At 64.8% G+C, this 18014-nt stretch carries 15 protein-coding genes; 8 read left to right on the top strand and 7 right to left on the bottom strand.

Going from position 1 to position 18014, the window contains the following annotated elements; genetic code table 11:
* Window positions 1-210: 210 nt before the first annotated feature.
* Window positions 211-2340, top strand: a complete 2130-nt coding sequence (gene fusA / locus ACN9MB_RS11645; RefSeq protein WP_426268950.1) for an elongation factor G — start codon at window positions 211-213, stop codon at window positions 2338-2340.
* A 93-nt stretch (window positions 2341-2433) separates the two neighbouring features.
* Complete coding sequence (locus ACN9MB_RS11640) at window positions 2434-2982, top strand: Dps family protein (RefSeq protein WP_204636482.1); 549 nt, start codon at window positions 2434-2436, stop codon at window positions 2980-2982.
* A 27-nt stretch (window positions 2983-3009) separates the two neighbouring features.
* Here the strand turns inward: ACN9MB_RS11640 and ACN9MB_RS11635 are convergent, their stop codons facing one another.
* Window positions 3010-3492: a DUF421 domain-containing protein gene (locus ACN9MB_RS11635; RefSeq protein ID WP_426268949.1), complete on the bottom strand. Its 483-nt coding sequence runs from the start codon at window positions 3490-3492 to the stop codon at window positions 3010-3012.
* 242 nt (window positions 3493-3734) lie between these two features.
* Here ACN9MB_RS11635 and ACN9MB_RS11630 point away from each other — a divergent pair, with 242 nt between their 5' ends.
* The gene (locus ACN9MB_RS11630; RefSeq protein ID WP_426268948.1) at window positions 3735-4835 is read left to right on the top strand and encodes a mechanosensitive ion channel family protein; all 1101 of its coding nucleotides are present in this window, start codon (window positions 3735-3737) and stop codon (window positions 4833-4835) included.
* Between the two features lie 90 nt (window positions 4836-4925).
* Here the strand turns inward: ACN9MB_RS11630 and ACN9MB_RS11625 are convergent, their stop codons facing one another.
* Both ACN9MB_RS11625 and ACN9MB_RS11620 read right to left on the bottom strand, forming a co-directional pair.
* Window positions 4926-5768 carry a patatin-like phospholipase family protein gene (locus ACN9MB_RS11625; protein WP_426268947.1) on the bottom strand — a complete coding sequence of 281 codons (843 nt, stop codon included), beginning with the start codon at window positions 5766-5768 and terminating at the stop codon, window positions 4926-4928.
* Between the two features lie 108 nt (window positions 5769-5876).
* On the bottom strand, window positions 5877-6560 hold the full coding sequence (locus ACN9MB_RS11620; protein ID WP_426268946.1) for an aspartyl/asparaginyl beta-hydroxylase domain-containing protein: 684 nt from the start codon (window positions 6558-6560) through the stop codon (window positions 5877-5879).
* Between the two features lie 249 nt (window positions 6561-6809).
* On the opposite strand from ACN9MB_RS11620, the gene ACN9MB_RS11615 reads away from it, so the two are divergent.
* Together ACN9MB_RS11615 and ACN9MB_RS11610 are read left to right on the top strand one after the other, a co-directional pair.
* Window positions 6810-7067: a hypothetical protein gene (locus tag ACN9MB_RS11615; protein ID WP_426268945.1), complete on the top strand. Its 258-nt coding sequence runs from the start codon at window positions 6810-6812 to the stop codon at window positions 7065-7067.
* A gap of 133 nt (window positions 7068-7200) precedes the next feature.
* Entirely contained in the window at window positions 7201-8097 is an 897-nt protein-coding gene (locus tag ACN9MB_RS11610; protein ID WP_426268943.1) for a TolB family protein, read from the top strand.
* Window positions 8098-8107: 10 nt separating this feature from the next.
* On the opposite strand, the gene ACN9MB_RS11605 is transcribed toward ACN9MB_RS11610, so the two are convergent.
* The 3 genes from ACN9MB_RS11605 to ahpC form a co-directional block, all read right to left on the bottom strand.
* Window positions 8108-9436 (bottom strand): thioredoxin family protein, encoded by a 1329-nt coding sequence (locus tag ACN9MB_RS11605; protein ID WP_426268942.1) that lies wholly within the window; start codon window positions 9434-9436, stop codon window positions 8108-8110.
* Window positions 9437-9660: 224 nt separating this feature from the next.
* On the bottom strand, window positions 9661-11250 hold the full coding sequence (ahpF, locus tag ACN9MB_RS11600; RefSeq protein ID WP_426268941.1) for an alkyl hydroperoxide reductase subunit F: 1590 nt from the start codon (window positions 11248-11250) through the stop codon (window positions 9661-9663).
* 153 nt (window positions 11251-11403) lie between these two features.
* Window positions 11404-11967: an alkyl hydroperoxide reductase subunit C gene (gene ahpC / locus ACN9MB_RS11595; RefSeq protein ID WP_204636490.1), complete on the bottom strand. Its 564-nt coding sequence runs from the start codon at window positions 11965-11967 to the stop codon at window positions 11404-11406.
* A gap of 285 nt (window positions 11968-12252) precedes the next feature.
* Between ahpC and ACN9MB_RS11590 the strand changes: the two genes are divergently transcribed.
* Genes ACN9MB_RS11590 through ACN9MB_RS11580 form a run of 3 tightly spaced genes read left to right on the top strand, consistent with a single transcriptional unit; the run spans window position 12253 to window position 15221 of the window.
* The gene (locus ACN9MB_RS11590; protein ID WP_426268940.1) at window positions 12253-13029 is read left to right on the top strand and encodes a ferredoxin--NADP reductase; all 777 of its coding nucleotides are present in this window, start codon (window positions 12253-12255) and stop codon (window positions 13027-13029) included.
* A 30-nt stretch (window positions 13030-13059) separates the two neighbouring features.
* Window positions 13060-14262: a 1-deoxy-D-xylulose-5-phosphate reductoisomerase gene (gene ispC / locus ACN9MB_RS11585; protein WP_426271909.1), complete on the top strand. Its 1203-nt coding sequence runs from the start codon at window positions 13060-13062 to the stop codon at window positions 14260-14262.
* A 20-nt stretch (window positions 14263-14282) separates the two neighbouring features.
* On the top strand, window positions 14283-15221 hold the full coding sequence (locus ACN9MB_RS11580) for a polyprenyl synthetase family protein (protein WP_426268939.1): 939 nt from the start codon (window positions 14283-14285) through the stop codon (window positions 15219-15221).
* A 174-nt stretch (window positions 15222-15395) separates the two neighbouring features.
* On the opposite strand, the gene ACN9MB_RS11575 is transcribed toward ACN9MB_RS11580, so the two are convergent.
* Window positions 15396-18008 carry an MMPL family transporter gene (locus tag ACN9MB_RS11575; protein WP_426268938.1) on the bottom strand — a complete coding sequence of 871 codons (2613 nt, stop codon included), beginning with the start codon at window positions 18006-18008 and terminating at the stop codon, window positions 15396-15398.
* Window positions 18009-18014: the final 6 nt, after the last annotated feature.

Raw genomic sequence — 18014 nt, 5'->3', positions numbered from 1 at the left:
ACGTGACAGAAGTGACAGGGAGAAAACGCCAAGCCCGGCACAATCTTCAGGCAATCCTTGTTATCCGGGTTTTCTTAGTCGCTGATTTAAAAGGATTTCACGTGGCATTGATGCTTGCCTGAACGACCCTATATTGAGCGGAGCGCCGGGCGGGCTGTCGTTGTGGCTTGCGCGCCTGGCTGGATTGCACCTTCATCAAGGCGGGATGTCATGGCACGCAAGAAATTGCTTGAGCTGTATCGCAACATTGGAATCATCGCGCACATCGATGCCGGCAAGACCACGACCACCGAGCGCATCCTGTACTACACGGGCAAGAAGCATCAGATCGTGGACGTGCACGACACCAAGGACGGCAAGGGTTCCACCACCACCGATTACCTCGAGCAGGAACGCAAGCGCGGCATCACCATCCAGTCGGCGGCTGTGTCCACCGAGTGGAAGGGTTACCAGATCAACCTGATCGATACGCCGGGCCACGTCGATTTCACCATCGAAGTGAATCGCAGCCTGCGCGTGCTCGACGGTGCCGTGGTGGTGTTCGACGGCGTCGCCGGGGTGGAGCCGCAGACCGAGACGAACTGGCGCCTGGCCGACCAGTACAACGTGCCGCGCGTGTGCTACGTCAACAAGATGGATCGCACCGGCGCGAACTTCGAGCATTGCGTGAAGGGCATCCGCGAGCGCCTGGGCGCCAGCGTGCTGCTGTGCCAGGTGCCGCTGGGCAGCCACGACGAATTCGTCGGCATGGCCGACCTGGTGGCGGGCGTGGGTTATCTCTGGAAGGGCGACGACAAGGACAGCCCGTGGGATACCGTGCCGCTCAATGAAATTGCCAGCCGCGTGAAGTTCACCACGGCGGCTGACCAGGCGAGGGTCGACAACCTGGAGAAACTGCGCCAAGAGACGCTGGAATACGCGCTGGCCATGGACGACGCCGCGTTCGACCGGCTGATCGAAACGGGCGAGTTCGATCCGGAGACCTTGAAGGCATGCATCCGCAAGGGCTGCGTGTCGGGCAAGCTGGTGCCGGTGTTCTGCGGTTCGTCGTATCGCAACAAGGGCGTGCAGCAGCTGCTGGATGGCGTGATCGATTACATGCCGTACCCCGGCGAGAACGGCGGCATCGCGCTGGTCGATGAGGACGGTCACGTGACCGGCGAACAGGGCGTGATCGACGATGCGCCGGCGCGCGCGCTGGCCTTCAAGGTGATCAACGACCAGTTCGGCACGCTCACCTTCTGCCGTGTGTATTCGGGTGTGATCAAGAAGGGCGACACGCTGCAGAACGTCACGCGCGGCAAGAAGGAGCGCATCGGCCGCATCGTCGAAGTGCAGGCCAACGCGACCAAGGAAATCGACGAGGTGCGCGCGGGCGACATCTGCGCCTTCGTCTCGCTCAAGGAAACCGAAACCGGCGACTCGCTGTCCGACCCGGCGCATCCGGCGCTGCTCGAACGCATGCGCTTCCCCGATCCGGTGATCAGCGTGTCGGTGGAACCCAAAACCCGCAACGACATCGACAAGATGTCGTCGGCGCTCTACAAGATGGTCAAGGCCGATCCGTCGCTGCGCCTGGAAATGGACAAGGAGACCGGCCAGACCGTGCTCAAGGGCATGGGCGAGCTGCACCTGGAGGTGACCATCGACCGCATGCGCACCGAGCTGGGCGTGGACGCGAACATGGGCAAGCCCAAGGTGAGCTTCCGCGAAGCGTTCGGCCGCAAGGTGGAGCACACCTATACGCACAAGAAGCAGTCGGGCGGCTCGGGCCAGTTTGCCGAGGTGACCATGGTCTTCGAGCCGGGCGAAACCGGTAGCGGCGTGGTGTTCTCCGACGAAATCGTCGGCGGCCGCGTGCCGCGCGAGTACATCCCGGCGGTGGAGCACGCGGTGAACGTGGAGTCGCGCGAGGGCCAGATCGCGGGCTACGAAGTGGTGGATTTCAAGGCGCGCCTGATCGACGGCAAGTTCCACGACGTCGACTCGTCCGCGCTGGCCTTCGAAATCGCCACCCGCCAGTGCTTCCGCGAAGCGCAGAAACTGAGCAAGCCCAAGCTGCTGGAGCCGGTGATGCGACTGGAAGTGGTCACCGAAGCCGATTACCTTGGCGATGTCATTGGCGACATCAACCGCCGCCGTGGCACGGTGAGCGACCAGGGGCAGAAGGGTGCGCAGGCGTTCGTGCAGGGCTTCGTGCCGCTGGCGGAAATGTTCGGCTACATCAACTTCCTGCGCTCGGCCACGCGCGGCCGCGGTACCTTCACCATGGAGTTCGACCACTACGAGGAAGTGCCCGCCAACATGGTGGACGCGTTGATGGAGAAGGAAGCGAAGTAAAAAGGCGGGCGCCATGTCCTCGTGGCGCCCGCGGCGACATCGGAATGACATCCACAGGTGCATACTCGCAGGGTCAACAGCGGAGCAAATCTGATGAGCAAGACGAGCAAGACCAGCAAGGCCAAGGGCGACACCAGTGCCGCCAAGAACCGCCAGAAGGCGGCGCTCAACACGCCTTCCGCGCTCGGCGAGAAGGCCACGCGCGACATCTCCGGCGAGCTGAACGCGCTGCTGGCCGATATCCTGGCCCTGTACATGAAGACCAAGAACTTCCATTGGCACATGTCCGGTCCGTACTTCCGCGACTACCACCTGCTGCTCGACGAGCAGTCGGACCAGATCTACGCCACGGTGGACCCGATCGCCGAGCGCGTGCGCAAGCTGGGCGGCACCACGCTGCGTTCGCTGGGCCATGCCAAGCGGCTCGCGCGCCTGTCCGACAACGATGCCGACTTCGTGACGCCGGACGACATGCTGGCCGAGCTGCGCGAGGACAACCAGCGTCTGGCCGGCTATATGCGTGCCACGCATGAGCTGTGCGACGAGTACAAGGACGTGGCCACGGCCAGCCTGCTGGAGAACTGGATCGACGAGGCCGAGCGCCGCGTGTGGTTCTTGTTCGAGACCAGCCGTCACGCCTGATCCATGGATACCCGTGGCGGCCGCGGGCTAGCCACGGGTATCGCTTTGGCGGATCACGGTGATCTTGCCGTTCGGTTCGAGCCGGGCTTCGGCGACGTCGCGCGCGTCGACCACGCCGCGTTTTCGCAGCGAGCGCTCGAAGGCGGGCATCGACACGTCATGGCGGCGCAGTTCGTCTTGCAATAACTGCCCGTCGCGGACCAGCGTGGTGGGCTTGCCTTCGACCAGCCGGTTGAAGGCGGGTGATCGGGTGGCCGCCCAGGCGAACAGCCGATCGATCACCAATACCGTGGTGACACCGATAAAGGCGCCGCACAGCGAGTTGTCCTCGCCGACGATGGCCGTGCGCAGCGTGCCGCCGACCAGTACCAGCACGATGATGTCGAACGCCGACATTTCGCCGAACGAATGGCGGCCTGCCATGCGCATCAGGGCCAGCAGGCCCACATAAGCGATGGCGCCGCGGACTACGAAAGTCCACCAGGGCAGGGTGGGAAGCCAGTGGTCCATGTCGCCCTCCTCGATGCGTGCGTTGAACGTGGCGCATGCTGATCGGCGATACGCGCAAGACGCGTGCTGTTTTCATGAAAAGCATGGCCCGTGAGCGAATGCGCCGGCGGAAGTTCGGCGGCTCGTGACGTCGATGTGAGCATCGCTTTGATCTACGTCCAGGCCCGATCACATGCGCAAGGCATGTGCCTAACGGGCATGACAAGAAGATTCACCGATGACGAAAACGAAACGGGCTACTCGTGTTCGATAGTTTGCTGCGCTGGTGGCAGCACGATCCCTGGGCGCGCTTTGCGATGGCTGTTGGCGGCGCCCTGGTCGGCGCCGTGCTGTTGCGCGCGTTGGCCTACGCGACGCTTCGCCGGTCTGCGAAGCGACGTCCCCTGTTGGCGGATCTGCTGGGGCGCGCCAGTGCGCCGATGGAATGGCTGATTCCCCTGCTGATGATGGCGGTCGCCTTGCGTGTGTTGCCGGATGCCGATGTGTTTCCCGCATTCGTGCTGGTGCAGCACGCATTGGTCATCGCCTTGATGGTGGCGCTGACCTGGCTGGTGTTGCGCAGCCTGGGCGCCTTCGAACTGGCGGCGATACGCAAGTACCCGCTGGACGTCTCCGACAATCTTGCCGCCCGCCGCATGCTCACCCAGGTGCGCGTGTTGCGTCGCACCGCCGACGTGCTGGTGTTGATGCTCGGTGCGTCGGCCGTCCTGCTGACCATCCCCGGCGTGCGCCAGCTCGGTACGAGCCTGCTGGCCTCGGCGGGCGTGGCCGGCATCGTGCTGGGCATGGCCGCCAAGCCCGTGCTGAGCAATCTCATCGCGGGCCTGCAGATCGCCTTGACCCAACCGATCCGGCTGGATGACGTGGTGATCATCCAGGGTGAATGGGGGCGAATCGAGGAGATCACAGGGAGCTACGTGGTGGTGCGCATCTGGGACGAGCGGCGCATGGTGGTGCCGCTCGGCTGGTTCATGGAAAACCCGTTCCAGAACTGGACGCGCAACAGCGCGCAACTGATGGGCACGGTCTTCCTGTGGATGGATTTTGGCGTGCCCACCGAACCCTTGCGCGAAGAGTTGGGTCGCCTGTGCCGCGCGGCGGCGGAGTGGGATGGGCGCGTCTGTGTGCTGCAGGTCACCGGCGCGGACGAGCGCGCCATGCAGTTGCGCGCCTTGGTGAGCTCGACCGACTCCGGGCGCAATTTCGACCTGCGCTGCAAGGTGCGCGAGGGACTTATCGCGTTCATCCAGTCTCGATACCCGGAGGCCTTGCCGCGTCTGCGCACTGAACTGCCTGATCATCGGGAGCGGGTCGAGACGCAGCAGACAGGCACCGCCGCCTGAGGGTCGCCGGAAGCCGCCGCGCCAAGCCCGCCCCATGGCTGGCGAGGTTGCCATGCATGGGTCTTCGATCGCTGTAAAACAAACGCATGGCTATCGAAGCAGGCCCGTTTCCAGTGCTTGGATCGAATCCTGCGCACCCAGATCGTAGGCCTGATGCACCGTGGTTTTCGAGGTGCAGTCCCAGGTTGAAACAGGAATGCGTTGACTGGGCTGCCAGTAGGTTCGTCCATGCCAGCGGAACAATGGCGGGAGTTTCGGATAGTGGCGGGTGAGCATCACCAGCGTGGTCGACCGCTCCTGTTCCGATTGGGGTGGAATCGGCGCGTTGTCCGTATAGCCGCCATCGATCGCAGGTCCGCCGCCCACCGGCCGGGCGGACATGATGGGTGGTGCCGACGCCGCCGCGATAAGAAGCGACTGCGCCATCTCGATGTCGGAACAGTCGTTCAAGACCATGAAGTCCTGGCGAAGCCCGAACAGGCGAGGGAGGCGGGGGTGGATGCTGTTCCACAGGTATTTGTCGACGAGGTAGGCCACTGTTCCCGCGGCAACGGATCCTCTCATGCCCAGGAACCGCGCCGGCCGCGTGAGCGCAACGACAAGGCGTGACGACGAGTGGCGCAGCGTGTCGAAGGTGGCTTCATTCAAGAACGCTTCGACCCACGCGGGGTACACGTGCTGGTGGGCAAATTTCAGCTTGAGTTTCGACAGGCTGGACCAGTCGAAGATCCTTGGATTGCTCGCATAGAGCTTCAGGCATGCCTGCAGTGCCGTATCGGCGCCTTCCGCGAGAATGGAGGCAGCGACGGCGGCGCCCGCACTGGTGCCGACCAGTTGCGCGGGCAGGCGCATGCCGCGCTCCATCAAATGACGTAGTGCGCCCGCCTGCCACCAGCATCGATTGCCGCCGCCGGCGAGCACCAGCGTGCTCATTCCGCTGAAGTCGAGTGCGCGGGTTTCCTCCACTTTGCCGAGCATGCTTCCCTTTCCTGCCTGAGTTCGTGTTCTACGCACGGAAAGGGCAAGGATAGCGCTGCCGACTCAGGAAAAGCCTCGCCAGCGCGCCACCAGGCCGACGCCCTTGGTCACGGCGTTCGACAGCAGGCGCAGGTCCAGCGGCATGTCCGGTCGACGCACATCCAGCAGCAACGCCACGCGTGTCTGCTCGCTGCGGTTCCACACTTCATGCGGATAGGTGTCGTCCCACAGCAACTGCTCGCCGCTGCCCAGCCGGTGTTCGTCGCCGGCCAGCCATAGCACGGCGCCCGGCCGGCCATCGTCGGCCAGCGGCACTTCCAGGTTCAGCTGGTAACGCAGGATGCCGCGGAACGGTCCGCTGTGACGGGGGATGTGTTTGTGCGGCGCCAGGAAGGACAGCGTGGCCGACAGCACGTCGGGGCAGGTGGCCAGCAGCTCCGATAAAAACGGACAGCGGGCCTGGTTCGAAGGGAGGTCCCGCCCGTACACCTTGAGCAGGAACATGCGCCAGTCGCGCCCGTCGGTGGCCGAGATATCCGCTTGCGCCGGCATGATCTCGTGGAAGCGCGGGATCGGCTGGCTGCTTTCGAGGATGGCCATGGCCTCGCCGCGAATCACTTCCCACGCGTCGTGGAAACGGCGTCCATCGGGGAACTGGGTGTCGATATCCAGCACGGGCGGAGTGCGGATGCGAGCGTCGTAGAGACGGCGGATGGCCCGTGATGACAGCTCATAGAGCGAATCCATCTTCGGTGTTCCTTTCTTCTTCTACTTGGTGGACTGGGGCCGTGCGTCTGCCTCCCCTGATAGCCACGTATCGCACGGTAGCGACAGGAATCTCCTCGTCAGGTGAACGCGCGAGAGGCCGGTCGGTCGACGACGCCTATCAGTTACTTCAGATGAAAAAACTCGCGTTTGCGGCTGTTTTTTCGTGAGATTTTTCTTGTATTTTAAGTGACGTCACGTAAAATAGGCGGCACACAAGGAGGAGGCGTCATGGTTGATCCACGAGATCCGGGCACGCTTGCGTTGCCCTTGAATTTCAAGCGTCCGCGCGGACGTCCACGCAAGCCCAATGCCTTGACGGCGGCCGAGCGCGCTCGACGCTACCGGGCCAGAAAGAAAACCCTGTCGATGCACGTGGTGTCGCTCGCGGTGCATCAGCAGGTGATGCGCGAGCGCGACGGCGCCCTATCTCAGGTGAGGCAGTTGCGCGCCGAACTGGAGCAGTTGCTGCAGCAGCTGCCTCGCTGAGGCGGCGCACAACGGCCGTCACCTCGCGCACTCGGCCGGTGCGCGAGGCGGTGGCGCGTCCGTGCGTGTATCGCGCGACCGTGGCTGGGCTACCATCGGCCCACCTCACACGAGCGTTGCGGTGCCCATGCGCATGAAGCCTCGCGTTGTCGCTTTCTGGCTTGCCCTTACGCCGCTGGGCGCAGTTGCCGCCGCAGCGTCATCGAGCGTGCAGCCATGGACGCCGCCGGGCGTGTCCAGCGATCTGTTCGAGTCGCATCCGGCCTTCGATCCGCGCACCGGCGAGCTGTACTTCGTGCGCAGCTCCAAGTCGTTTTCCGGCTGGCGCATGCTTCATTCGCATTGCGATGGCACGCGCTGGAGCGATCCGCTGCCTGCGGCTTTCGCCGCGCCGGGTGCGGAAGCCGATCCGTGGTTCACGCCGGATGGCCGCAGCGTGTATTACATCTCCACGCGCGCGACCGGCAGCATCAAGAGCAAGGATCTGGACATCTGGCGGGCCGACCGCGGAGCCGATGGCCACTGGAAAACGCCGGTACGGCTGCCCGCTCCGGTCAATTCAGAGGAGGCCGAATGGTTTCCGCGCCTGGCGCCGGATGGATGGCTGTACTTCGGTTCGAACCGGCCGGGCGGCCTGGGCAAGAACGACATCTGGCGCGCACGTGAAACCGAGTCTGGCGCATGGGTGGTCGAGAACGCCGGCCCCGCCATCAATACGGCCGGCGACGAATATGAGCCGTTGCCTTCCCCGGACGGTGGGCGCCTGATCCTGATGGCCGACGGCGGACTCTACCAGTCACGCCTGGGCCTGCAGGGCTGGCTGCCGCGCAGGAAGTTGGGGCCGGAGGTCAACGTCAACGGCTCGGAAATCGGCGCACTGTTCTCGCCATCAGGGAAAACCCTGCTGTTCGCCCGCGACACCGGCGAACCGAAATCGGGCGAGTTCTTCGTCTGGCACATCGATGGACAGGAGGCGTGGCCGCCGCAGTGCGGTGCGGCGACCACGACGGCGTCGGCGCGGATCGAATGATGCCGATCGCTTATGCCTTCAGCGCAGCCTTCAACGCGTCGGCCTGCTTGGGAAACCACGGTCCGTTGCTTTCCAGCACATCGCTGGCCACCTTGCTGGCCTCATCGTCGCGATGCAGCGCCTTGAGTGCCCTCACGCGCTGCAGGGCCACGGCGAGCCGGTTGGCGCCATAGGCCTTGTCGGCTGCCTGCGAGAGATAGGGCAGGGCCTGCGCCGGTTTGCCGGTTTCCACCAGGTTGCGGCCATAGCGGTAGGCGTAGACGTAATCGTCCGGATACGCCGCGATCAGTTGTTGCTGGTAGTCGTCCAGCTCGGCCGTGCGCTTGGCGCGCAATAGATAGATGCGCAGGTTGTCGGCGAGATTGCGATCGCTGCCGAGTTTGTTGCCCAGGCGCTGCCGGGTTTGCGTGATGGCGCGGTCGAGGATGGCCGAGGCTGCCGCTGCATCCCCCAGTGCGTCATCCAGGTCGGCGCTGGCGAGCACGGCACTGCGCTGGTCCGCGCATGCGGGCGTGGCGATCAGCACCTGCGTGTTGACGTAGTGCTCGAGCGGCTGGCGTTGCGTGGCCAACAGCGTCTTGCGCTGGTCCGCCGGCAACCTGGCGCTGGCGTCGAGCAGGTTGTCCAGCACGTAGGGCCGCTGGCAACCGATCTCCTGGGCCAGCACTTTCTGTGCGCTGGCGATCACCGCTGCGTTGTCGTTCGCTGCCCGGGCCTTGGCCAGCTCGAGCTGATCGAGGGCGACCTGGACGCGTGCGTTCTTGCCCGCGTCCTGTTGTCGCGACGAAGACAGCGCGGCGAACCAAGCCAGGCCTTCGCCGCCCTCGGAGCGTGCCTGATACGCCTCCAGCACATCGGCCACGGCGTCGGGCGCGCCGTTGGCGGCCTTCTGCTTGAGGCCGTCGAGGGTGTCGCCGCTGGCCAGGATGGCGTTGATCTTCGGATAGAACTTTTCGCGTGGCTGTTCCGCCGAAATACGCCCCAGTTCGTTGCCATGTTCGTCGAGCACGACATAGCTCGGCAGGAAGGAGGCGTGGAGTTTCTTCATCCAGGTCTGGCCGTCCGGCGAATCGGCATCGGCCTGTACCACGATGGCCTTGCGTTCCACGGCGTTCCATTCGGCGCCGTTCAACACATGGCTGGCCATGTAGTAGCACGAGTAACACCACACCGCCTGGAAATCGACCAGCACCGGCCGATGCTGTGCGGCGGAAGCCTTCAACGCCTCGTCGATGGTCAGTGGCGTCTTTGCCTCGGCCGCATGCAGTCCGGCGGCGGGCAGGGCAGCAAGCAGCGCCGCGAGCAGCGGGGCCTTGGTGTGACGGAGGGCGTTGAGCATGGCGGCGGGTCGACGGCGGAAGTAGCGCTATGGAAGCCCGGACGCTGAACGATTGAAAGACTCCGGCAGATGAGCATTTCTCATGTCGGCATCACGCGGGGTTATAAGCCGCGTGGTGATTGGGCTGCCGGGTATGTGCGCCTGGGCGGCCGCGCAAAAAAAGCCCGGCCCCGCGCGCCGAGAGGGGATTCGGCTGCGCACGACCGGGCGTGGAACGGCTTTCGTCAGGCGGTGACGGCTTCCTGCTCGATCTCTTCAACCGGCAGGCGGATCAGGTAATCGAAGGCGCTCAGCGAGGCCTTCGAGCCTTCGCCCACCGCGATCACGATCTGCTTGTACGGCACGGTGGTGACGTCGCCGGCGGCGAATACGCCCGGTACCGAGGTTTCACCGCGGGCGTCCACTTCGATCTCGTGGCGCGGCGACAGCTGCACCGTGCCCTTCAGCCAGTCGGTGTTGGGCAGCAGGCCGATCTGCACGAACACGCCTTCGAGCGCCACCGAATGCGCCTGGCCGCTGCTGCGGTCGGTGTAGTTGAGGCCGGTCACCTTCTGCTCGTCGCCCAGCACTTCGGTGGTCTGCGCGCTGACGATGATGGTGACGTTGGGCAGGCTGCGCAGCTTGCGCTGCAGGACTTCATCCGCACGCAGCTTGCTGTCGAATTCGAGCAGGGTGACGTGACCGACGATGCCGGCCAGGTCGATCGCCGCCTCAACGCCCGAATTGCCGCCGCCGATCACCGCCACGCGCTTGCCCTTGAACAGCGGGCCGTCGCAATGCGGGCAATAGGTGACGCCCTTGTTGCGGTATTCCTGCTCGCCCGGCACGTTCATGTTGCGCCAGCGCGCGCCGGTGGAAAGGATCACCGTCTTCGCCTTCAGCGTGGCGCCGTTGGCGAGGCGCACCTCATGCAGGCCGCCTTCGGTGGTGGCGGGAATGAGCTGCTCGGCACGCTGCAGGTTCATCACGTCCACGTCGTATTCGTGCACGTGCTGTTCCAGCGAGGCCGCCAGCTTGGGGCCTTCGGTGTACGGCACCGAGATGAAGTTCTCGATTGCCATGGTGTCCAGCACCTGGCCGCCGAAACGCTCGGCAGCCACGCCGGTACGGATGCCTTTGCGCGCGGCGTAGATGGCCGCCGCAGCGCCGGCCGGGCCGCCGCCGACCACCAGCACGTCGAATGGTGCCTTGGTGTTTAGACGTTCGGCAGCGCGTGCATGCGCATTGGTGTCCAGGCGCGCGGCGATCTGTTCAATCTCCATGCGGCCGGTGTCGAAGAATTCGCCGTTGAGATAGACGGTGGGTACGGCCATCACCTGGCGCTCGTTCACTTCGTCCTGGAACAGCGCGCCGTCGATCGCCACATGCGAGATGTTCGGATTGAGCACGCTCATCAGGTTCAGTGCCTGCACCGTGTCCGGGCAGCTGTGGCAGGAGAGCGACATGAACGTCTCGAAGCGATATTCGCCGTCGAGATTGCGCACCTGCTCGATCACTTCCTGCGAGGCCTTGGACGGATGACCGCCCACCTGCAGCAGCGCCAGCACCAGCGAGGTGAACTCGTGGCCCATCGGGATGCCGGCGAAGCGCACGGTCACGTCGGTGCCGGTGCGATTGATCGCGAAGGAAGGCTTGCGCTTGTCGTTGCCGTCCAGGCGCAGCGACACCTTGTCGGACAGCGGCGCGATGTCTTCCAGCAGTTCCTTCAGCTCCTGCGAGCTTTCGCCCTGGTCGAGCGAAGCGACCAGCTCGATCGGGTGGACAACCTTTTCGAGATAGGCCTGCAACTGGGACTTCAGATCGGCATCCAACATGGTGAATTCATCCTTTATTCGGGGTGAGCGCTACCGCCACCGCGGCCTTGGCCCGGCGTCGTGCGCATCGTGAATCGGGGAGAGCGGACCCGGCGGATCGCCGGGTCCAGGGCGGCCCGATGCAGCGGGCCGCAAGACAGGACAGCGATGAACTTAGATCTTGCCAACCAGGCTGAGCGACGGCTTCAGGGTCTTCTCGCCTTCCTTCCACTTGGCCGGGCACACTTCACCCGGGTGGGAGGCGACGTACTGCGCGGCCTTGACCTTGCGCAGCAGCTCCGACGCGTCACGGCCGATGCCGTTGTCGTGGATTTCGCACAGCTTGATCTGGCCTTCCGGGTTGATCAGGAAGGTGCCGCGCAGGGCCAGGCCTTCCTCTTCGATCATCACGTCGAAGTTGCGGGTGATCGCGCCGGTCGGATCGCCGATCATGGCGTAGTTCACCTTCTTGATCGCGTCGGACGTGTCGTGCCACGCCTTGTGCGCGAAGTGGGTGTCGGTCGACACGGCGTAGATGTCCACGCCCAGCTTCTGGAACTCGGCGTTGTGATCGGCCAGATCTTCCAGCTCCGTCGGGCAGACGAAGGTGAAGTCGGCGGGGTAGAACACCACCACGGACCACTTGCCCTTCAAGGAGGCATCGGTCACTTCGATAAACTGGCCATCCTTGTAAGCCTGGGCCTTGAACGGTTTGATTTCGGTGTTGATCAACGACATCGGTTGGTTTCCGTTGGTTGTGGTGGGTTGAGCAGTAAGACTACGGGGTTTGAATCCATAGGTCTAATTGATTGTTGGCATCAGGCTCATTGAGCCTGGCTATGGGTGGTCGGCCTGGAGCCTCATTTTGCCCCATCCGACGGGTCCGGAAGTGGTGGCGTCGGCGGCCGATGCAAGGCGCCGCCTCGGCCTGTTTCGGGCGCGATCCTCACGTCCATTTGGCACGAAGCGTTGCAACGTTCGCCTCATCAAAGTCGATCTCTTCACTCGGCAAAGGTGGCAGCGATGGTGGCATTGGCGACGGAGTACGTGCTCGAAGTGCATCACTGGAACGATAGCCTCTTCAGTTTCCGTACCACGCGGGACCCCGGTTTTCGCTTCGACAGCGGACACTTCGTGATGCTGGGGCTGGAGGTGGAAGGCAAGCCGCTGATGCGCGCGTATTCGATTGCCAGCGCCAACTACGAGGAACATCTGGAATTCGTCAGCATCAAGGTGCAGGACGGGCCGCTCACGTCGCGCCTGCAGCACCTGAAGCCCGGCGATCCCATCATGGTCAGCCGCAAACCCACCGGCACGCTGGTGCTGAACGACCTCAAGCCGGGCAAGCATCTGTACCTGCTGGGCACGGGCACCGGCCTGGCGCCCTTCCTGAGCATCGTGCGCGATCCGGAGGCCTACCAGCGCTTCGACAAGATCGTGCTGGCCCATGGCGTGCGCCGCATCAGCGACCTGGTGTTTGCCCAATACCTGGAGCAACAGCTGCCCGCGCACGATTACCTGGGCGAACTGGTGCGCGACAAATTGGTGTATTACCCCAGCGTCACGCGCGAACCGTTTCGCCACCGCGGGCGTCTGACGGATGCGATCGTGGATGCGCGCATGAGCGATTTTGCGGGCCTGCCGCCGCTCAACCCCGAGACCGACCGGGTGATGCTGTGCGGCAGCCAGGCCATGCTGGACGACACCAGTACCTTGCTGGATGGCCGCGGTTTCCGCGCCTCGCCGCGGACGCGCGAGCCGGGCGACTATGTGATCGAGCGTGCGTTCGTCGAACGGTGAACGCACGTGGTAGGAGGCAATGAGATGAGCATGCAGCGGCTGGCCATTCTCGGTTCCACCGGCTCCATCGGCACCAGTACGCTGGACGTGGCGGCGCGTCACCCGGATCGGTTCCGCGTGTTTGCGCTGACCGCCCATCAGCGTATCGACCGCCTGTTCGAGCAGTGCCTGGCGTTTCTTCCGGAAATCGCCGTGGTCGGCGATGCCCACGGCGCGGCCGAACTCGAACAGAAGTTGCGTGCGGCGCGCTTGAACACCGAAGTGGCCTACGGCCCGCAGGCATTGAGCGCGGTGGCGAGCTCGTCCGGATGCGACGCGGTGGTGGCGGCGATCGTGGGCGGTGCAGGGCTTGCTTCATCGCTGGCCGCGGCGCGCGCCGGCAAGAAGATCCTGTTGGCGAACAAGGAGGCGCTGGTGATGTCCGGCGCGCTGTTCATGCGCACGGTGGCGCAACACGGCGCCACCTTGTTGCCGCTGGACAGCGAGCACAACGCCATCTTCCAGTGCCTGAGCACCGGCTCGTGCAGGGGCACCGGGGTGGAGCGACTGATCCTCACCGCCTCCGGCGGCCCGTTCCTGCAGCGGGAACTGGACACGCTCGACGGGGTGACGCCCGAGCAGGCATGCAAGCATCCGAACTGGGTGATGGGACGCAAGATATCCGTCGATTCCGCCACCATGATGAACAAGGGGCTGGAAACCATCGAGGCGCGCTGGTTGTTCGACATGCCGCCCGAACGCATCGAGGTGTTGATCCATCCGCAGAGCGTGATCCATTCGATGGTGGCGTATGCCGACCAGTCGGTGCTCGCGCAGCTGGGCAATCCGGACATGCGCACGCCGATTGCGCATGCCATGGCCTATCCCCAGCGTGTCGACTCCGGTGTGGCGCCGCTGGATCTCACGCGCATGGCCAACCTGAGTTTCCATACGCCCGATCTCGCGCGCTTCCCCTGCCTGCGGCTGGGATTGCAGGTGCTGCGCGACGGTTGCACGGCCAGCGTCACCCTCAACGCAGCCAACGAGATCGCCGTGGACGCGTTCCTGCACGAGAAGCTCCGCTTTACCGATATCGCGCGCCTGGTCGAGCGGACGCTGGATCGCCTGCCGCCTCTGGCCGGGTCCGCGACGCTGGAAGACATTCTTGCCGCGGACGAACTCGCACGCGCCACGGCGCGCCAGTTCATCGCGCAATTGCCGACGATCCGCCAGGCCGCCGGCGCCGTTCATTGATGTGATGTGGAGTGGTTGACGTGAGTGAAGCCTTTCAACTGTGGCCAGCCTCGAACGGCATCGCCGCGAGCGCGGAGCCGCTCAGCACCTGGATGCCGCGGATCGTGCAGCGCACCGAGCAGGCGCTGGAGCACTACCTGCCGTGCAGCGCCATGCCGCCGACGACGCTGCACGACGGCATGCGCTACGCCACGCTGGGCGGCGGCAAGCGCTTGCGCGCATTGCTGTGCCATGCGGCGGGCGAGCTGGTGGATGCGGATCCGGCCATCCTCGATGGTGCCGCCAGCGCCATCGAAATGATCCATGCCTATTCGCTGGTGCACGACGACCTGCCAGCGATGGACAACGATCTGCTGCGTCGTGGCCAGCCCACGGTGCATGTGCGCTACGGCGAGGCCATGGCCATCCTGGTGGGCGACGGGCTGCAGGCGCAGGCGTTTGCCGTGCTTGGCGATCTTCCCGCCACGCCGGTCCAGCGGGTCGCGTTGTTGAAGGAACTGGCGAGCGCCAGCAGTTCGCTGGGCATGGTGGGCGGGCAGGCGATCGACCTGGCCAGCGTGGGCCGCGTGTTGGCGCGCGAGCAGCTCGAACAGATGCATCGGCTCAAGACGGGTGCGTTGCTGCGGGCTTCCATCTTCATGGGCGCGCACTGCGGCCCCTTGCCGTTGTCCGGGGAATTGCATGCGGCGCTGGACGTCTACCAGCGTGCCGTGGGCCTGGCCTTCCAGGTGGTGGACGACATCCTCGACGTCACCACCGACGCCGCCACGCTGGGCAAGACGCCGGGCAAGGATGCGCAGGACAACAAACCCACCTATGTGTCGCTGCTAGGCCTGGATGCGTCCCGCGCACTCGCAGGCGACCTCGGCGAGCGCGCCCATGCGGCACTCGCGCCCCTGGGCGAACGTGCCATGCACCTGCATGAGCTGGCCGACATGGTCGTGCACCGCATCCGCTAAGGCACCCGCTCAAAATCTCGGCCGAACGACCATTTCCCTCAGCGTCATTCCGGCGTAGGCCGGAATCCAGCAGCGAGGGTGCAGGGTCTTCGCGAAAACCCTGTACAGCGGCTACTGGATTCTGGCCTGCGCCGGAATGACGAGCGAGAGAGGAACGCCCCGGCATGGGTTGGTTCACGTATTAGCAAGCGGCTCTTTGCACGTCCCGATCGAATAAAGCATTGCCGGCAAAAACGCGAAGGTGGAGAGCAGCACGGCAAGCAGGCTCAGCAGCAGCACCGTGCCCATGCTGGCCGTGCCCGGATGGCGCGCGATGGCCAGGCTGCCGAACGCCGTGCCGGTGGTGAGCGCGGAAAACAGGATGGCGCGCGCGGTGGGCGAGCCGAGGAACTGGTGCATGCCGTGTCGCCAGTTCATCACGAAATAGATGTTGAACGACACGCCCACACCCAGCAGCAGCGGCAGCGCAATGATGTTGGCGAAGTTGATGGAGATGCCGCACAGCCGCGCGAACAACGCGGTAAGCAGGGCCGACATCAGCAACGTGGCCAGCACCAGCCCTGCATCGCGCACGCGGCGCAACACCAGCATCAGCACGATGGCGATGGTGGTGATGGCATAGACGGCCGCTTCGCGGAACGCGATGAGGATGGTGTCGGCGGCCCGGATCGTGTCGACGGCGGAACCGGCGGCGTCTGGTGCGGCCTGCTGCACGACCTGCACGAAGTGGCGCAAGCCCGCCGTGCTCTGTGCCTGGACCGTCGGCGTCACCTGCACGCGCACGCGCCCATCGGCGGCGAACCAATCGCGTCTCACCTCGGGCGGCAGATTCTGCAGGGTGATGGCGGTAGCCGAAAGCGAGTCGGCGAGCTGGTGCAGCGTATAGGGCAGGAACTGGGTCAGCGCCTGATTGGCGGTCGCCGCCTGTTGATCCGTGCCATGCGACAGGCCGGCCAGCGCGCGGCCGATCCGGCGCAGCGGCGAGTTGGCCGGCAACTTGTCGGCCACGCTGGCAATTCCTTCGCTGGTGTCCTTGGCGGCGTCGCGTATCTGGGCATAGCTGGGTGGCGCGATCTTCTCGCCCGGATTGAGCACGGCGAACATCAGGTCGGACGCCTGCTGCAGCTGGTCGAGCTTGTCGGCTTGTCCGGTGGGGACGAAGTCGACGCCCGAAACCACCTGTGCCACTTCCGGCAGCTTGCCCAGGCGTTCGCTCAATGCCTTGGCGGTGGGCAGGTCCTTGACCAGAATGTCCATGGTGAACGGGTTGGTGTTGGGATCTTCCATCAGCGACTTGAGCGTGCGCATCGCTTCGCTGTTTTCATTCTTGGTATGCAGCGGATTGGCGTCGAACGGAATGGTGATGGCACACCAGATGCCGACCGCGCCCAGCACGGCGAAAACGATCTGCACCGCCTTGCTGTGACGCGCCAGCCACGCATCCGCCGCGGCGCCGCCGGGCAACGCCACTTCCGCGTGCGGCGATCCCTTCGACAGAAGATGCAACAGCGCCGGCAGCACGGTGAGCGTGCACAGCAGCGCCAGCAACATGCCGACGCCCGCAATGATGCCGAGCTCCGCCACGCCGGTGAAATCCGTGGGCGCGAACGCGAGGAAGCCGCAGGCAGTGGCCAGGGCGGCAAGACCTACCTGGCTGACGACGCGGTTGGCGGTCTCGTGCAACGAGTCGTCGAAGGTGCGGTCGCTGTACTGGCGCGCGTGCAGGCGCACACCCAACTGGATGCCGAAATCCACCGCCAGGCCCACGAACAGCACGGCAAAGGCGACCGAGACCAGGTTGAGGCGTCCCACTGCGAACGCGGCAAAGCCCACCGTGTAAATCAGACCCACGATCAGCGTGATGATGACCGGCACGATCAGCCGCCAGGTGCCCAGGGCCAGCACCAGCCAGAACACCAGCAGCAGGCTGCTGCCGATGGCGATCGGGCCCGCGCGATCGGTCAGCGAGGCGAACTCCTCATCCGCCAGCGGTACCGAGCCGGTGTAATTGACGTGTACGCGGCCGGACTTCACCTCGGGCAAGGTGTCGGCCAGCTTCAGCATGGCCTCGGTGGCCGCGGCTCCCGGTTCGAGCGCGGTGTGATCGAGCACGGGATGAATCAGGATGAATTCCTGGCCACCGTTGCTGTTCACCAGGTTGGGCGTCAGCAGCGCCTGCCAGGACAGCGGCGCGTTCTTGCCGGCCAGTGAATCCTCCATCGTTTGCGCCACATTGCCGAGCGCCGCGTCGTACGACGACAGGTCGTTGGCCATGCCGCGGCGCACGCCTTCCACCATCAGGTCGATGCCGTTGAACAAGCCCCGCGCGGACGGATCCTTGGCCAGCGGGCCGAGCAGCGGCTGCGCCTGCAGCATGCTGTCGAGCGTGCTTTGCAGCTCGTCCTGCGGCAGCAGCAGCAATCCCTCGCGGTTGAAGAACGGACTGATGCCCGGCGTGGTCGATGAGTGGAAGTGCAGCGTGTCCGCCTGCAGCTTGGCGTTCAATGCCTCCGCCGCGATGCGCGCTTCCTCCGGCGTGGGCGCGCGCACCACGGCGGTGAGGGTGTCGCTGAACTGCGGGAACTGTCGCGCGAAAGCCTGGCTCTGTTGCCGCCAGGCGAGTTTCTCTGAGAACAGATGGTCCGCATCGGTGTCGATGCTCAGCTTGCTGGATGCTCCCCACAGGCTCAGTACCACCAGCAGCAGCGCCAGCGACAGCACCATGAGGTAGTGACGACCGCTGCGGTCGACCAGCCAGACCAGGCCTTTGTGGATCGCTCTGAACACGCCGTC

The sequence above is a fragment of the Dyella kyungheensis genome, from assembly GCF_049913195.1.
In the GTDB taxonomy this organism is placed as follows: Bacteria; Pseudomonadota; Gammaproteobacteria; order Xanthomonadales; family Rhodanobacteraceae; genus Dyella; species Dyella kyungheensis.
This window is presented reverse-complemented; position numbering and strand designations above follow the sequence as displayed.

What these genes read in the sequence shown, in the direction of transcription:
- fusA (WP_426268950.1), top strand. Translation starts at nt 211, where the DNA reads ATGGCACGCAAGAAATTGCTTGAGCTGTATCGCAACATTGGAATCATC.
- ACN9MB_RS11640 (WP_204636482.1), top strand. Translation starts at nt 2,434, where the DNA reads ATGAGCAAGACGAGCAAGACCAGCAAGGCCAAGGGCGACACCAGTGCC.
- ACN9MB_RS11635 (WP_426268949.1), bottom strand. Translation starts at nt 3,492, where the DNA reads ATGGACCACTGGCTTCCCACCCTGCCCTGGTGGACTTTCGTAGTCCGC.
- ACN9MB_RS11625 (WP_426268947.1), bottom strand. Translation starts at nt 5,768, where the DNA reads ATGAGCACGCTGGTGCTCGCCGGCGGCGGCAATCGATGCTGGTGGCAG.
- ACN9MB_RS11620 (WP_426268946.1), bottom strand. Translation starts at nt 6,560, where the DNA reads ATGGATTCGCTCTATGAGCTGTCATCACGGGCCATCCGCCGTCTCTAC.
- ACN9MB_RS11615 (WP_426268945.1), top strand. Translation starts at nt 6,810, where the DNA reads ATGGTTGATCCACGAGATCCGGGCACGCTTGCGTTGCCCTTGAATTTC.
- ACN9MB_RS11610 (WP_426268943.1), top strand. Translation starts at nt 7,201, where the DNA reads ATGAAGCCTCGCGTTGTCGCTTTCTGGCTTGCCCTTACGCCGCTGGGC.
- ACN9MB_RS11605 (WP_426268942.1), bottom strand. Translation starts at nt 9,436, where the DNA reads ATGCTCAACGCCCTCCGTCACACCAAGGCCCCGCTGCTCGCGGCGCTG.
- ahpF (WP_426268941.1), bottom strand. Translation starts at nt 11,250, where the DNA reads ATGTTGGATGCCGATCTGAAGTCCCAGTTGCAGGCCTATCTCGAAAAG.
- ahpC (WP_204636490.1), bottom strand. Translation starts at nt 11,967, where the DNA reads ATGTCGTTGATCAACACCGAAATCAAACCGTTCAAGGCCCAGGCTTAC.
- ACN9MB_RS11590 (WP_426268940.1), top strand. Translation starts at nt 12,253, where the DNA reads ATGGTGGCATTGGCGACGGAGTACGTGCTCGAAGTGCATCACTGGAAC.
- ispC (WP_426271909.1), top strand. Translation starts at nt 13,060, where the DNA reads ATGCAGCGGCTGGCCATTCTCGGTTCCACCGGCTCCATCGGCACCAGT.